This window comes from Mucilaginibacter angelicae, from assembly GCF_042434235.1.
GTDB lineage: Bacteria > Bacteroidota > Bacteroidia > Sphingobacteriales > Sphingobacteriaceae > Mucilaginibacter > Mucilaginibacter angelicae.
This window is the reverse complement of the sequence record NZ_JBHLTS010000079.1, coordinates 242643-258386: the sequence shown is the minus strand read 5'-3', so window position 1 is coordinate 258386 and position 15744 is coordinate 242643. Positions and strand designations below refer to the sequence as shown.

Sequence of the window (15744 nt, the reverse complement as noted above, 5' to 3'; positions counted from 1 at the left end):
ACGGCACTATAAACCCCAACCCCGCTCCCGGTTTGAAACATCTTTACAGCTTTTTATTTTTTTGTTTAATTTATACCAGCCTGTTTGCTCAGGTGAAAGTTACCGGTAAAATAACCGACAATTCCAAAAGTCCCGCGGCGTTGGTGGTTGTTAATCTTCAACAGCAAAACTCCGAACAAACCAGGGTGGTACAAACCGACTCGCTGGGCATGTTTAGTTTTACTGATGTTGACAAAGGCAATTACAGCTTAACCATTACTTACACCGGTTATCAAAAAACTGAACTTAAGCTAAACCTGCAACGAGATACCACCTTATCTATCACCCTTACCGACAATACCACGCAGCTTAATGAAGTAACTGTAACAGCCAGCAAAGCCACTGTTGAAAATAAAGGCGATAAACTAATTTACAATGTATCAACCAGTGCAACATCGGCAGGTGCGGATGCGCTTACTGTGATTGGCCGGGTGCCGGGCGTAAAAGTGGGTGATAATGACCTGGGCATTGTTGGCAAGGGCAGCATTAAAGTGATGGTGAATGAAAGATTGGTTCAACTGGCCGGCACCGACCTGCTTCGTTACCTGCGGTCGTTATCCGCAAGTCAGGTGGCCAGCATCGAGCTCATTAAAAATCCGGGCGCCAGTTATGATGCCGAAGGCAATGCAGGGCTCATCAACATCACCCTCAAACACAGTAAAAAGCAAGGTTACTCAGGCAGCGTGCAAATCAATGATAAACAATGGCTGCACAACCCGGCAGCCGTTTATGGTACCAGTAATTATTGGTGGCTTAACGCAAGCGGCGATCTCAACTATAACACAGCCAAACTATCTGCTTATGCCAGCGTAAATATCGACCATGACCACGAGCTGGAAGGTTTTGAAACCGATATCTATTATCCTAAACAAACCTGGCTGCAAACGGATACGGGCAACTATCGTTACCATAATTTAAACTTTATTGCCGGTGCCGATTACCGTCTGAGCCCTGAAGTTACCCTTGGTGTAAATTACCAGGGCGGTAAAAACACCTATGATGGCTCGGACCATGTGAATAACCCGATCATCAATAACAGCACCGGCACTGTCGATTCCACATTAAGAACCTATGCCACTTACCATCCTGTAGCCATTAGCAATGCGGTAAATCTGCACAGCACCATTAACCTGGATACTGCAGGTGCCAAACTGGTCCTCAATGCCGATTATTTTAATTACTACCGAACGGACAGGTCGGATTTTGAGAGCAACACCTACCTTGCCGATGGCTCATTGAACGCCGCGAGCCGTAACCGTTATCATGACACCAACAAGCAGGATATCAACATTTACACCTTTAAGGCAGATGCTATTGTCCCTACCAAATACGCCCGCTTTGCGTTTGGAGGCAAGCTCAGCTTTATCAATAATTACAGCAACGCATTTTACTATAAAAAGGCAGCTAACGATTCGCTGAGTTATGACCGCAACCTGAGCAATGAGTTTACCTATACTGAAAATACTCAATCGGTTTATGGCAGCATAAACCGCGAGGAAGGCAAATGGAAATACCAGGCAGGCTTGCGCGTTGAGCGTACCGAAACCAAGGGCTTTTCGCATACACTCAATCAAACCACTGTTAACAATTACACAAGGCTGTTCCCATCAGCAACCATTAGTTACCAGGCGGCAGTTGATCACAGTATTTCGCTAAATTTTGGCAGACGGGTAAACCGGCCTACTTTCTGGAACCTTAACCCTTTCAAGAGCCTGTTTACAGCCTACAGTTATGGCGAGGGTAACCCCTATCTTCAACCCGAATACAATACCAATTTTGAGCTTTCGCATACCTACAAAAACAGGCTTACTTCGGCTATATTTTTAAACGTTACCAACAATGGGTTTAACAATGTAACTATTGCCCGGCCGGATACTAACCTGGTTTATACCACGCCGCTCAACTTCATCAAAACTTACCGGGCGGGCATTTCCGAAAATTATTCGCTGCAATTGTTCAAATGGCTTGATAATAATAACCAGTTCACTTTTTACCATACCGATTCCAAATCGAACCTTCCAGAGGTAAAAAGCATCAGCGGATTTGGGGCTTATATCGCTACCAATAATAACATTTATTTTAACGCCGATAAAACTTTTTCGGGGGCGATAAACTTCTGGTACCAGTTTCCGGAGATAGACCACATCGGTCGCAGTGATGCTTATTATAAGCTCGACATGGGTATTAAAGCATCCGTATTTAAAAAGAAGTTTGATATTTCATTTGTGATGAACGATGTTTTCAGAAGCAGCGCATCGGCAGTTACCACAACGGTTAACGGGGTAAGGCAAAAGTACACCAACTTCCAGATTAACCGGTACGCCCTGCTGGGCATCAGCTACCGTTTCGGCAACAGCCAAAACAAAGCCGAAAAACAGGATACCGGCAACCAGGACGAGAAAGGCAGGATCCATTAAAAATGAAGAAAGAGGCTTTTGGAGCCTCTTTCAAACGGTCAGAAAACAAAAAACAAACACTACATTTTACCAGTGGTATCTTTGGCCATTTTACCCTTCCCCATCTTATCTTTACTCATTTTGTCTTTGGCCATTTTATCTTTGCTCATCTTATCTGAACCCATTTTGTCTTTTGACATTTTGTCTGACGCCATCTTATCTGAAGCCATTTTGTCTTTTGACATTTTATCCTTCGACATTTTATCAGCCCCCATCTTGTCTTTCGACATTTTGTCTGACGCCATCTTATCATGGCTCATTTTGTCTTTACTCATCTTGTCCTTTTTCATTTTACCGGTATCGCTAACAGCAACGGTATTGTGCAATGTAGTCGGTGTTTTAGCCTGTACATTAGCCGTAAGGCAGGTAACAGCAAGGGCGGCGATAAGGGCGCCTGAAATGATTGATCTGGTTTGATTTTTGGTTTTCATGTTTTGTCTTTTAGTTAATATTTACCCCTTAGTCGGGCCGGACTATGAATCCTTACAAGATCTTTTCATTTTATTTGTGATCAGCTCTAATTCGTGTCAATCCAAAAAAATTTGTGAAATTCGGGCACAAAAAACTGCTATATGGAGATCAGAGAGGCACAGCAACTGGTAGATAACTGGATAAAAACAACCGGGATCCGGTATTTTAACGAACTTACCAACACAGCCATTTTAATGGAAGAAGTTGGTGAAGTAGCCCGAATTATGGCGAGGCAGTACGGCGAGCAATCGTTCAAAAAATCGGATCTTGAAGTTAACCTTGCCGATGAAATGGCTGATGTTCTTTTTGTACTGATCTGCCTGGCAAACCAAACCGGGATCGACCTTACTGAAGCCCTGGAAAAAAACATGCAAAAGAAAAGCATCCGCGATGCAGAACGGCATAAAAACAATGAAAAATTGAAATAGTTAAAATTAAATTTTATAATTTTGAATTTTAACAGAATTTAATTCTAAATATTTCATATTTTAAACAATTTAATAAGGCAATTAACGTTTAATCTAAAACAATTAAACAGCCTTGTTATGAAAACCTATTTTATCCTATCGGTAAGTTTTTTGCTTGTATTAACATCCTGTGAACGTAAACAGGAAGAAAAATTAAAGATTCAAAGTATTATGCTATCCCCGCCTCCTGTAGCTGAGGAAAAGAAGGCAAATGACCTTGCCAGTCCATTGGAAGATTCCAATACTGCCAATAAACCAGCCGATCATTCATCGTCCATTACCGATACCGCCAAAAAAATCATCAAAGAAGGAGATATCCGTTTTGAAACCGGCAATCCAAAAGCAGCCAGGCAAAACATCGTTGCATCCCTCAAAAAATTAGGCGGTTACCTCGCCGAAGAAAATGAAACCAACAGCGGCGAAACCAATCAAAAAGAATACAGCCTCAAAATCAGGGTGCCCTCCAAAAACTTTGATGCTTTTTTAAACAATTTAACTTCCAGTACAGATCATATCGATTCAAAAAACATCCACATCAGGGATGTAACAACGCAATTTATCGACGTTAAGGCGCAGATCAGTAACAACAAACAACTGGAACAACGTTACCTGCAATTGGCTGCTAAGGCCACCAAAATGACCGACCTGCTGGCCATTGAAGATAAACTTGCCAGCATCCGCACCACCATCGACTCGGCACAGGGGCAACTCAACTATTTAAGCAGCCAGGTAAGCTACAGTTCATTGGATATTAGCTTTTATACCAAACAGGGCAGCCCGGTAAATGAGGGCGACGGCTTTGGCTATAAATTTAAAAACTCGCTGAGTGCCGGCTGGGAGATCATGCAAAACATGTTTTTTTCCATAGTTTCGATGTGGCCTTTAGTGATTGTGGCCTTGATCACTTATTGGTTTGTGATCCGCTGGAAAAAAAGAAGAAGGGCAAATACGACAATTGAAGTATAGAAATTATCGCGAAAGTTAATTTAATATTAAAATTATAAAAACTTCAAATGATAAAAGGTATTACCCTATGAAGATTTAATTAAAAGGGTAGCATTTTTATTAAATTAATTAATAAATGCTTGACAAGTAGAAATTTAACACCTAATTTTAAGCATCCTAATTAATTGATCATGATCCGTGTACGGTCTAAAGTTGTACTGTTGGTTGCTCCTCATGTAGTTGGCCTTGAGGTATTGCCCAATAACAAGGTTTTTAAACATATTTCAACCACCACGGCTATTTTTCCGTCCCTGCACGATATTAAACCCAACCTGATTATACTTGATTACGATTATCTTGTTAATGATATCGAAAAGATCTTACGCCGTTTAAGTACCAACGCCGCATATAAAAACATCAAGATTTGCTGCTATAAAAACAAATGGCACTCCAAAGTTGATCCCTTCCTGAAAACATTAGGTGTTGACCATATTTTTTATGCCGAAGACATGAAGGAAGAAGCTACCAGGAAAAGCGTCTTTGAGGCTATCGGCAATGTTATAATGGATGGGACGTTTTTTAGTTTATTGAAACCGGTGCATTAATCGCCCACTTCTCTCTGCATGTCATTGCGAGCGTAGCGCGGCAACCGCATGCTATACAGAGCAGCTCTGCCTCCGTGCGATTGCTTCGTGCCTCGCAATGACATGGTTTTCTTAGAAGTTCTTCTTGTTTCTCGGTTCTTGTCGTCCTGCTTCTTATTATCTTGTTTCCTGGCTCTTGAAGTCTTGCTTCTCGCTTACACCACCACATCCCCCTCAAAAACCTTCACGGCAGGACCTTCTAAAAAGATCTCTGAAAAAACTTTTCCATCATAATCAAAGCGGATATTGAGGTTGCCGCCCAGTACTTTTATAGGTGTGTCGATATGGCCGGTTTGTTGCTTATGCTGTGCCATGGCTAAGGCAACTGCTGTTACACCTGTACCACAGGCAAAGGTTTCATCCTCTACTCCGCGTTCAAAGGTGCGTACAAAGTAGCCTTCGTCCATTGGTTCAACAAAATTTACGTTGATGCCGTTTTTGCGATATGTTGCATTGTTACGGATGGCGTGGCCTTCCTGATAAACATTGCGCTGTTCAAGGCCTTCTACAAGTTTAACATAGTGCGGAGAGCCGGTGTTGAGCACATAGGCATCGGCATCGGTGCTCACTTCGTTTACATCTATCATTTGCAGGCTTACCCAATCGCCCTCTTCTGAAATTTTGGCATAATGCGGACCGTCAACAGCCAAAAATTCAGTTTCGGATTCAATAACACCTAAAAATTTGGCAAAGGCTACAATGCAGCGCCCGCCGTTGCCGCACATGCTGCTTGGCTGGCCATCGGCATTATAATATACCATCTCAAAATCGTACCCCTCCTTATTTTGCAGCAGCATGAGGCCATCGCCACCGATACCGAAGCGGCGGTCGCACAAGCCTGAAATCAGCTTAGGATTATGATGATCAACGCCGTTATCACGGTTATCAATCAAAATAAAATCATTTCCTGCGCCCTGGTACTTATAAAAATGTAACTTCACTATTATTCTTTTTAATATCAACCCCTTAACCTTAACAAAACACGTGCTAACAATTAAAATGGCCCATGTTTATGCATTTAACAAATTTTAACAAAAAACGGGATAACTAATCATTGATTATCTCGTCTATATGGTATTAAATTTGATCTGTAAACTTAATAATAAGAAAGGCAAATAATAAATGAAAAAGATAGGTTTAACACTATTAACCGCTTTTGTTGGGGGTGCGATGGCCTTAGGCGTGTACAAGGTTATCGAAAACAAGTACTCAGACAACATGAGCTTTGAGGACAAGCAAAAAGTATATTTTACAAGTAATCCCACAGCCCCGGTTTCATCAACCGGCGATCTGGATTTTACCCAGGCAGCAGCTGTAGCTACCCCGGCGGTAGTTTACATCCGCACTACCTATAGCAGTAAAGCCAGCGGTGGTGGTCAGGATCAGCTGGAGCAAATGTTTGGCGATATGTTCGGTCAGCGGGCACGTCCACAAGGTCCGCAGATGGCATCTGGTTCGGGGGTTATCATTTCGCCCGATGGCTACATTGTAACCAACAACCACGTAGTTGAAAAGGCCGATAAAATTACCGTTGCCACTAATGATCACCGTACTTTCAGTGCTAAAGTTATCGGCACCGACCCAAGTACAGACCTGGCCCTGATTAAAGTTAGCGCTACCAACCTGCCTATTGTAAAATTAGGCAACAGCGATGAAGCCAAAGTTGGTGAATGGGTTTTAGCTGTAGGTAACCCTTTTAACTTAACATCAACCGTTACCGCGGGTATCATCAGCGCCAAGGGCCGTAACATCGGCATCATTGGCAGCGAAGATAACTCAGACGAAAATCCGTTTGGCCGCACACGTAACCAGTCGGCCCCTAAGCTTAACAAAGCTATCGAGTCGTTCATCCAAACCGATGCGGCTATTAACCCCGGTAACAGCGGCGGCGCTTTGGTTAACACCCGTGGCGAGCTGATAGGCATTAATGCCGCTATTGCTTCACACACCGGCTCGTACGAAGGCTATGGCTTTGCCATCCCGGTTAACCTGGCTAAAAAAGTACTGAACGATATCAAGAAATTCGGTACTGTAAAACGTGGTTTTGTAGGTGTTACGTTCACCGAGCTTAACCCCGATGTAGCCCAAAAACTCGACGTAACAACCACCAATGGTTTATACGTTAACGACCTTGTACCGGGTGGCGGCGCCGAGCAGGCAGGTTTGCGTAAAGGCGATATCATTGTTAAGGTTGAAGGTCAGCCGGTTTACGAATCATCTGACCTGCAGGAACGTGTAGGCCGTTTACAGCCTGGCGATAAGATCAACGTTACCGTACTGCGCGATGGCAAGGATAAAGATTTCGCGGTAACGCTTAAAGGCGATGCTATAGCACCGGCAAACCGTATTGCGGCATCTAAATCGGCAGAAGAACTGTTTAACAAACTGGGCGCAAGCTTCCACGCTTTAACCCCTGCCGAAAAAGCAAAACTGCATGTTAACGGCGGTGTACTGGTAACCCAGGTACGCGAAGGCGGTTTATTTGATGCTGCCGAAATTCCTGAAGGCGTAGTGATCACCAGCATTAACAAGCTGCCGATTGCCAGTATCGATGATATTGACAAGGCAATTGTAAAACCAATACAGGGCAATATTATCATAGCCGGTATCTACCCCGATGGTTCGCACTTCAGCAGCGCGTTCCCGGCTCAATAAGCATTTTTTAAAGTGATTTTGCATATGAAACCCCGGCTGTTATGGCTGGGGTTTTGTTTTTTATGGGGATTGTATCTTGGGATTTTAAACTTGCTTTTGTAGTAATTAACTTACATCGTCCCGCTCTTGGCCGCGGGAGGGCCAGTTACTTTACCTTAGATGCAAAGTAACCAAACATCAAGACAAAAAAATGCTTCCCCCCGCAGCCATACTCCCAGGCCCGCTTTTTTGTCGGGCCAGCGCACTTTTGTTTTGGGGATTACCAATAAAAATCACGTCATTGCGAGGAGCAGCAGGGAATGTGTTAGGACGCGACGTGGCAATCGCATACTATACAGGGCGGCAATGCTTCCGTGCGATTGCTTCGTACAGCAATGACATGGGTTTGAGAACGCCTCTCTCTTCCCCTCCCCCGTCAGCAGGTAAGCTTTGGGCGAAAGCGGGCAGAACAATGGTGGCCATGTGCGGTTGCAGGGGCATAGCAAGTTTTTGCAGAAGCGGGAGCCTGTGAAGGCAGGGCAAAATAATTGCAGCCCGTGGTTCTGCCCGCTTTGCAGGGCAAGACCTGTGCGGCAAAGAAGCCTATCTGCTGACTTGACTTTTTGGTTACTTTTGTGTCAAGACAAAAGTAACAGCCCTCCCGAGGCAATTGAGCGGGCCGATGTTGGTTAAATACAACTAAATATTATTAAGCGATAGCTCAACAATACAGAGCGGCGGATCTGCTTTTCGGATTGCAAGGCGACGAGATTGCCACGTCGCCCCATTGCAATGGCCTGTGCTGCTCCTCGCAATGACATGGTTTTGATAACGCTTTTAAAACGTCAACACCACTTTACCAACAGTCCTCCCACTTTCCAGTTGCAAATGCGCATCGGCCATTTGCTCAAACGGAAACACTTTGGGTACATGCGATTTAATGATCCCTTTTTGCAGCAGACCCGCAATGGTTGTCATGTTTTCGGCGCTTGGTTTTACAAGGATGTTATGGCCGTTAATACCCAGCGCAGTAGCTTTAGGCGTAACGGCCTCGTTCATGCCCGATACGATACTTACAATAGTCCCTCCTTTTTTCACAACCTGCAGCGAGCGGTCGATGTATTCACCGCCGATGGTATCAAGTACAAAGTCGATATTGTTGGTGGCAGTTTCAAAGGCTTGTGCTTTATAGTCGATATGCTCATCGGCACCGAGGCCCAGCACAAAATCACGGTTAGCAGCAGAAGATGTTCCTACAACGTATGCCCCTAAATGTTTGGCAATCTGTACGGCATAATGACCAACACCGCCGGAGGCAGCGTGGATCAATACGTGGTCGCCGGGTTTAATTTGTGCGTACGTGTGGAAAGCCTGCCATGAAGTAAGGGCGGCAAGTGTGGCAGCAGCAGCTTCTTCATGACTGATACCCGCCGGTTTCAATGCAAGCTCATCGGCTTTGGCCTTAACATATTCGGCATAGGCTTTACCTGTTTTCGGGAAATCTATCATGGCGAAAACCTCATCACCGGGTTTAAAGCTGGTAACATCAGCGCCAACCTCGGTTATCTCTCCCGAAATATCCCAGCCCAAAATAACCGGCGACTCATCCTTAATGCGCCCCCATACACCTTTTCCCAAGCGGGTTTTAACATCTACAGGGTTTATGCTGATGGCTTTTAGCTTTACCAACACTTCATCGGCAGCTATCGTTGGTACAGGTATTTCGGCAGGCACAAGGTTCTCAACTCCTCCGGTATCTTTTAAAATTATTGCTTTCATTTCTTTTTGTGTTTTTTAACAAAGCCAAAGTTATACCACTACAAACAAAACAATTGGTACAAATCGGCTATAATTTGGTATTTTAGCCTCATGGTAAAGGAAAACCTGTACGAACCCTTCAGCATTGTTTATAAAACATTGGACGAATGCCCCAAGTTTGAACATAAACATAACTTTTTCGAATTGGTTTACATCATTTCGGGCACGGGGCAGCAGTGCATCAACAAAAACAGTTTCGCTTACAAACCCGGTCACATGTTTTTGATCACGCCCGATGATTGTCATGCTTTCAATATCGAAACTACAACCGAGTTTTTCTTTTTGCGCTTTAATGATATCTACCTCAAAAACGGCGGACTTCATCACGAAAATATTCAACGACTGGAATACATTCTGCATAACGCCAACCACCAGCCTGGCTGTATCCTCAAAAACCAACCCGACAAACGCCTGGTAGCCCCTATGGTTGAAGCCATCATCCGCGAGTACGAAAACAAAGACCTGTACAATAAGGAACTGGTACAACAACTGGTGAACACGCTCATCATTGTAGTGGCCCGTAATATTGCCCGTTACCTGCCCGAGCAGGTGAACATGGGTACCGAAGAGCGCGCCATGGATATTTTGCAATACATCCAAAACAATATCTACTATCCCGAAAAATTGAAGGCCGAAAGTATCAGCAAGAAATTCGGCATTTCTGAAGCTTATTTAGGCAAGTATTTTAAACGCCATGCCGCCGAAACCCTGCAGCAATACATTACTAACTACAAAACCAAACTGATTGAGCACCGCCTGCAATTCAGCGACAAGCGCCTCAACGAAATTGCCGCCGAATTTGGCTTTACCGACGAAAGCCATTTCAATAAATTTTTTAAAAAACAAAGGGTAAGCAGTCCGAAGGAGTTTAGGAGAATGGTGAGAGTTGGTTCATTGGTTCAATAGTTCATTGGTTTATTAGGGAATGATGTTGATGCCTTGAACACTATATCTTAGCTCAAGTTTTACGGGAGGGTAAAGAGCGCGGGGTAACTTGGGCTTACTGCGTCACAAGTCAGCCCCACACAATCCTGCACTCAAGACTTGCGCCAAAAGAGGATGGGGCTGTTTGTAATAAGATTTTTAAAGTCCCTCTCTTCCGGAGATGGATTTAGGGTGAGGCTAATTTATTATCTTAGAAACGTGATCAAAGTAACATGCGCTATTATTGTTGACGCCGACGGACTTGTTTTTGCTGCCCAGCGAAGCGCAGCGATGAGTCTGCCGTTAAAATGGGAGTTCCCCGGTGGTAAAATTGAACCCGGCGAAACCGCCGAAGCCTGCCTCATCCGTGAGATTAAGGAAGAGCTTAATGTAGAAGTTGAAATTGTAGCTGCCCTGCCTGCCAACACGCATCAATACCCGAGCGTTACTATACAATTGATACCCTTTGTTTGTCGGCTTATTTTAGGTGAGATTACGCTTAAAGAGCATCTTGATTTCAAATGGCTATCTAAAGATGAATTGTTAGCTTTGGATTGGGCGGAGGCGGATGTGCCGATTGTTAAATATTATTTAAATTTTAAATACGATTGATTTACACCAAAACCCACTGTAACTATTAGTTTTTTTAACTACACTTGTAATCCATATAAAAAAGATAGATTTAATAGTATTTAATTAGTCAAACAAAATAATGCAAAGACATAGGGGTAAAAGTTTAGAGTGTTGTAATAAAGTAAACGCGTTAAAAGCTTTATTCAATCACTTTAAAATAATTACCCATGATACCCGCTTTAATAATCTGGTTATTTAAAAAATATATCCTTCCCTACTTCCGCAACAAAACCTTCCCGGTATTAAAAATATTCGGTCCGCTGAAATGGGCGGCTGTGATGGTGGCTTTGTTATGCCTTGCTTCCGGTGCCGTGGCGCAGGAGCAAACGGTTAAATACAATGTGCTGCACAGCGGCAAGGTGGTGGGCCATATGAACCTGTACCAAAAACGCCAGGGAGATGAACTGTATCTCAAAATGATCTCGGAAGTTAAAATGCGCTTCATTTTCAGTGTCAAAGTTGATATCCAGGAAGAGAGCACTTTTAACAATGGTAAGCTTATGAACTCGCTGGTGTGCCGTAACGTTAATGGCTCCGAAAAGTGCAACCGCCAAACAAAAGCCGTTGCCTCAGGCTACCAAACCATTGCCGAGGGCAAATGCGGCAAAACAGTTGATCAAAAGCAAATTGCTGCCAACCTCATGCTGCTGTACTGCCACGAACCTAACGACCACGCACAGGTGTACTCCGATAACTTTCAGCAGTTTTTGCAGGTTAAACAGGTGAGCCCGCATGTGTACCGTATCGATCTGCCCGATGGTAATTACAATTTCTACAGCTATACCAACGGCGTGTGCAGCAAGGTTGATATTCACCATTCGCTGTACACTATCCAGATCCAGCTGGCCTGATTTATTTTTAACATTTGGGCTCTATGAATTTAACGGCTAAACAAGCTATCTTTAGCGCTAACATCTACCCCCTAAAAGTGGAATATAGCGATAGCACGGCCATTGGTTTAATTAAACAGGGAAGCCAGAAGGCTTTTGAGCGGCTTTTTAAAGATCACTTTAAAAGTCTGCATGCTTATGCTTACACTTTTTTAAAGGATGATGAAATGGCCGAAGAGGTAGTACAAAACGTATTTTGCCGCATTTGGGAAAAACGCGATCAGCTTAAAACCGACGGTAGTATCAAGGCCTACCTGTACCGCTCCGTACATAACGAAAGCCTGAATTATTTAAAGCACCAGAAAGTACGCGCCAATTTCGGCGTTTATTATGCCGATGAAATGGAGCAGAACAGCAGCAGTGAACTGGCCTCCAAAAAACTGCTCACAGCCGAACTGCAAAAGCATATTGAAAAAGCCCTGAGCGAACTGCCCGAGCAATGCCGCATCATTTTTCAGCTGAGCAGGTTTGAACAGCTTAAATACCAGCAAATTGCCGATCATATGGGTCTTTCGATCAAAACCATCGAAAACCAAATGGGCAAAGCGCTGCGGGTAATGCGCCAGAAACTGGCCGAGTTTTTACCCATAATTTTATTGTTATTAATTAATTGGTTTGTATGAGCTATACCGGTATGCCCATAGATGATGATTTGCTGGTGAAATACCTCGTTGGCGAAGCTACGCCCGCCGAGGCGGAAGCTATACAGAACTGGATTGCCGCATCGCCAGCTAACAGGCAGGAGTATGATAATTTTAAACTGATCTGGGACGAGAGCCAGCATATAGCTTCTACCAAAAATGTGGATGAGGATGCGGCCTATCTCCGTTTGCAAAAAAGACTGAATAATACGACTCCATCGATAGCCCAACCGGCACAGGTCCGCAAAATGAAAACAAGCTGGTGGGTTGGCATAGCGGCATCGCTGCTGCTGGTTTGTACAGTGGCCTGGCTAACCATAAGTCACTACTACGATAATAAGGCTATTGCTTTTGTTAAAATAGATAGCGAGACCCAAACCCGCGCGCAAACCCTGCCCGATGGCTCGGTAGTTACGCTGAACAGTCACAGTACGCTTATTTACCCCGAAAGGTTTACAGGCAAAATCCGCCCGGTAACTATGCTTGGCGAAGCTTTCTTTAAAGTTACTCCCGATAAAACAAAACCTTTTATAATTAAGGTAAACGGTGTAACGGTTAGGGTGATTGGCACGTCATTCAATATAAAGAGCCGTGATGGTAAAACGCAGGTAATTGTGGAAACGGGAATTGTTAACGTAAGCGAGAAAACCAAAAACATAAACCTTAATCCCGGCGAGAAGGTGCTGGTAACTAAAAAGGATGGCCTGCTTGCCAAGGAGAGCATCAAAGGGCGTTTATATAATTATTATGCAACCCATGAGCTGGTTTGCGATGAAACCCCGTTATATGAGCTGGTAAGCTCTCTTAACGAGGTGTACGGAGCGCACATTGTTATCGGTAATAAGGCCATTGCTAACCTGCCTATTACTACGGTGTTTAAAGATCAGTCGTTAGATCAGGTATTACTGGTGATCTCCGAAACATTTAAGATCAAGGTGGAGCGGGGGAAAAAGGGGATTGTGTTGAAGTAGGGTTATTGAAAAAACCCGTCATTGCGAGGCACGAAGCAATCACGAACTGTACAGGGCGGATTTGCACGGTTGATCTGCTAATCGGGGATTGCTTCGTGCCTCGCAATGACGGGCTGATAAATTGTCGGCTACGAGATTGCCGCGCTTCGCAATGACATAATTTAATGTACACGTTAGATATTTATGTTGTATAAACTACATCGTTACCTAAACTATACCATTTCCCTGCTGCTTCTCACAGCATTAACCGCCCGTGCCGATTCTATCCTTTCCAAAAGCATATCAGTACATGTAACCGAAATGCGTTTAGGCACGGTGCTTAAAACCATCGAACAAAAAGGGAACTTCTACTTTTCGTACAACAGCAACATTGTAAAAACCGACAGCCTGGTTACCATCAATGCCGATAACTGGACGATAAAAGAGGTGCTTGACCATATGCTCAGCTACCGCTTTGAATATCGCGAATCGAAGAATTATATTATCCTGAGATACGCGCCGCTACAACTTACCATAGTTACCGACAAGGCCGCTACCGAAGGCGATAGCTACAACATCAGCGGTACGGTTACCGACGAGCAAACCGGTCATAAGCTGCCCAATGCCAGCGTATACTCGCATGAGCAACTGCAATCGGTATTGACCGATAAGGAAGGCCATTTTGATCTCAGCCTGCGTAATGAAGGCCAGCCGATCACCCTCACCATCAGCCGGGAGTTTTACAAGGATACCACAGTTACATTTTTGGCCGATGTAACTGTAAGGAGCACCGATACTACGCTAAAGAAAAAAAAGAGCCTGCTGGGTTATATACTTAGCGACGATTATTCGGGCGTTGAAAATACTTCGCTCGGTAAGTTATTCCTCTCCACCAAACAACAGATCCAGGCTGCCAATCTTGGCGGCTTGATAGCGCAGGCCCCCTTCCAGGCCTCGGCGATACCGGGCGTGAGCACCCACGGCAATTTCAGCGGACAGGTTGTAAACGTGGTTTCCCTCAACGCCGTGGGCGGCTATAATGCCGGGGTGGATGGTTTTGAAATGGGCATTATCTTCAATTTAGATAAAGGCGACGTAGGCGCTGTGCAAATAGCCGGCATCTTTAACGTAGTAGGTGGCTCGGTAAACGGTATTCAACTTGGCGGTTTGTACAACAATGTACTGGGCAATGTGAGGGGCATTCAACTGGCGCTGCTGCATAACAGCGTAAAGCAAAACATGAATGGCTTGCAATTATCAGCTTTATATAACCATACCCGCGGATCAGTGCGGGGGATCCAGTTAGGCGCCGTAGGCAATATCGCCGGTAAAAACTCCGACGCACTGCAACTGGGCGGGATCGGGAACATCGCGCAGCAAAAATTCGGAGGTCTGCAAGTGGCTGGTTTGTTTAATTATGCCAAACATCTTACCGGGGTGCAGCTGGCATTGGTAAACATTGCTGATACCTCGTCCGGTTTCAGCATCGGGCTGCTAAACATCATTAACAGCGGTTATCATAAGCTTGCTATCTCCAGCAACGAAACACAGCATATCAACCTCGCCTTCAAAAATGGCAACAGCAACCTGTACACCATTTGGCAGGGCGGCATGCGGGTGGATGGTAACAGTAAACTATATTCTTTTGGCTTAGGCTTCGGGCGGGAGTTTGATTTGGGTAAGCATTTGGCCATTAATACTGAAATCGGTTCAAGCTACCTGTACCAGGGCACATGGTTAAAAACCAATCAGCTCAACAAGTTCAACCTGGATTTTACCTATAAAGTAAGTCGTAAGTTTTCCATTTTTGCAGGGCCATCTTTAAATTTCCTTTATTCAGATCAGCGTAATCCTATTGATGGTTATGCTTATGTGCGGGACCTGCACCATTCGTTTATTCACAATAACAGGAACTGGAGTGGTTGGGTTGGATGGAGTTTTGGGGTTAACTTGTTTTAACGCGTTTTTGGTTTTTAAAAGGCTTTAGTGGTAATTGAGTCACATCGTCGCCCTCTTGGCCGGGCGAAGGACTTTACTTTTGTCTTGACACAAAAGTAACCAAAAAGTCAAGTCAGCAGGAAGGCGTCTTTGCCGCACGGGCCTTTGCCCTGCAAAGCGGGCAGAACCACGGGCTGCAATTATTTTGCCCTGCTTCGCTCACACTTTCCCGCCCGTCTGCAAAAACTTGCTATGCCCCTTCCTTCGCGCAAGGCCACCATTGTTCTGCCCGCT

Annotated in this window: 14 protein-coding genes; 11 read left to right on the top strand and 3 right to left on the bottom strand. The window is 44.4% G+C overall.

Annotated features, from left to right (window positions below; all coding sequences use genetic code 11):
• Nucleotides 1-92: 92 nt before the first annotated feature.
• On the top strand, nt 93-2456 hold the full coding sequence (locus ACFFGT_RS30850) for a TonB-dependent receptor domain-containing protein (protein ID WP_377026369.1): 2364 nt from the start codon (nt 93-95) through the stop codon (nt 2454-2456).
• A 59-nt stretch (nt 2457-2515) separates the two neighbouring features.
• On the opposite strand, the gene ACFFGT_RS30845 is transcribed toward ACFFGT_RS30850, so the two are convergent.
• Complete coding sequence (locus ACFFGT_RS30845) at nt 2516-2926, bottom strand: hypothetical protein (protein ID WP_377026368.1); 411 nt, start codon at nt 2924-2926, stop codon at nt 2516-2518.
• 141 nt (nt 2927-3067) lie between these two features.
• Here ACFFGT_RS30845 and ACFFGT_RS30840 point away from each other — a divergent pair, with 141 nt between their 5' ends.
• The 3 genes from ACFFGT_RS30840 to ACFFGT_RS30830 all read left to right on the top strand — a co-directional run bounded on the left by ACFFGT_RS30840 (nt 3068) and on the right by ACFFGT_RS30830 (nt 4983).
• Nucleotides 3068-3394: a nucleotide pyrophosphohydrolase gene (locus ACFFGT_RS30840; RefSeq protein WP_377026367.1), complete on the top strand. Its 327-nt coding sequence runs from the start codon at nt 3068-3070 to the stop codon at nt 3392-3394.
• Between the two features lie 117 nt (nt 3395-3511).
• The gene (locus ACFFGT_RS30835; protein ID WP_377026366.1) at nt 3512-4399 is read left to right on the top strand and encodes a DUF4349 domain-containing protein; all 888 of its coding nucleotides are present in this window, start codon (nt 3512-3514) and stop codon (nt 4397-4399) included.
• A gap of 170 nt (nt 4400-4569) precedes the next feature.
• Nucleotides 4570-4983, top strand: coding sequence for a hypothetical protein (locus tag ACFFGT_RS30830; protein ID WP_377026365.1), 414 nt, complete (start codon nt 4570-4572; stop codon nt 4981-4983).
• Between the two features lie 194 nt (nt 4984-5177).
• Here the strand turns inward: ACFFGT_RS30830 and dapF are convergent, their stop codons facing one another.
• A complete protein-coding gene (gene dapF, locus ACFFGT_RS30825) occupies nt 5178-5963 on the bottom strand; it encodes a diaminopimelate epimerase (protein WP_377026364.1) in 786 nt (261 codons plus the stop codon).
• Nucleotides 5964-6144: 181 nt separating this feature from the next.
• On the opposite strand from dapF, the gene ACFFGT_RS30820 reads away from it, so the two are divergent.
• Nucleotides 6145-7677 carry a Do family serine endopeptidase gene (locus tag ACFFGT_RS30820; protein ID WP_377026363.1) on the top strand — a complete coding sequence of 511 codons (1533 nt, stop codon included), beginning with the start codon at nt 6145-6147 and terminating at the stop codon, nt 7675-7677.
• Between the two features lie 816 nt (nt 7678-8493).
• On the opposite strand, the gene ACFFGT_RS30815 is transcribed toward ACFFGT_RS30820, so the two are convergent.
• Complete coding sequence (locus ACFFGT_RS30815) at nt 8494-9435, bottom strand: NADP-dependent oxidoreductase (protein WP_377026362.1); 942 nt, start codon at nt 9433-9435, stop codon at nt 8494-8496.
• A gap of 90 nt (nt 9436-9525) precedes the next feature.
• Between ACFFGT_RS30815 and ACFFGT_RS30810 the strand changes: the two genes are divergently transcribed.
• The 6 genes from ACFFGT_RS30810 to ACFFGT_RS30785 all read left to right on the top strand — a co-directional run bounded on the left by ACFFGT_RS30810 (nt 9526) and on the right by ACFFGT_RS30785 (nt 15471).
• The gene (locus ACFFGT_RS30810) at nt 9526-10380 is read left to right on the top strand and encodes a helix-turn-helix domain-containing protein (RefSeq protein ID WP_377026361.1); all 855 of its coding nucleotides are present in this window, start codon (nt 9526-9528) and stop codon (nt 10378-10380) included.
• A 237-nt stretch (nt 10381-10617) separates the two neighbouring features.
• Complete coding sequence (locus ACFFGT_RS30805) at nt 10618-11010, top strand: (deoxy)nucleoside triphosphate pyrophosphohydrolase (protein WP_377026360.1); 393 nt, start codon at nt 10618-10620, stop codon at nt 11008-11010.
• Nucleotides 11011-11198: 188 nt separating this feature from the next.
• Nucleotides 11199-11882 (top strand): DUF6134 family protein, encoded by a 684-nt coding sequence (locus tag ACFFGT_RS30800; protein ID WP_377026359.1) that lies wholly within the window; start codon nt 11199-11201, stop codon nt 11880-11882.
• 23 nt (nt 11883-11905) lie between these two features.
• Complete coding sequence (locus ACFFGT_RS30795; protein ID WP_377026358.1) at nt 11906-12544, top strand: RNA polymerase sigma-70 factor; 639 nt, start codon at nt 11906-11908, stop codon at nt 12542-12544.
• Entirely contained in the window at nt 12541-13533 is a 993-nt protein-coding gene (locus ACFFGT_RS30790) for a FecR domain-containing protein (RefSeq protein ID WP_377026357.1), read from the top strand. Before ACFFGT_RS30795 ends, ACFFGT_RS30790 begins: the two co-directional genes overlap by 4 nt.
• A gap of 183 nt (nt 13534-13716) precedes the next feature.
• Nucleotides 13717-15471, top strand: coding sequence for a carboxypeptidase-like regulatory domain-containing protein (locus ACFFGT_RS30785; RefSeq protein ID WP_377026356.1), 1755 nt, complete (start codon nt 13717-13719; stop codon nt 15469-15471).
• Nucleotides 15472-15744: the final 273 nt, after the last annotated feature.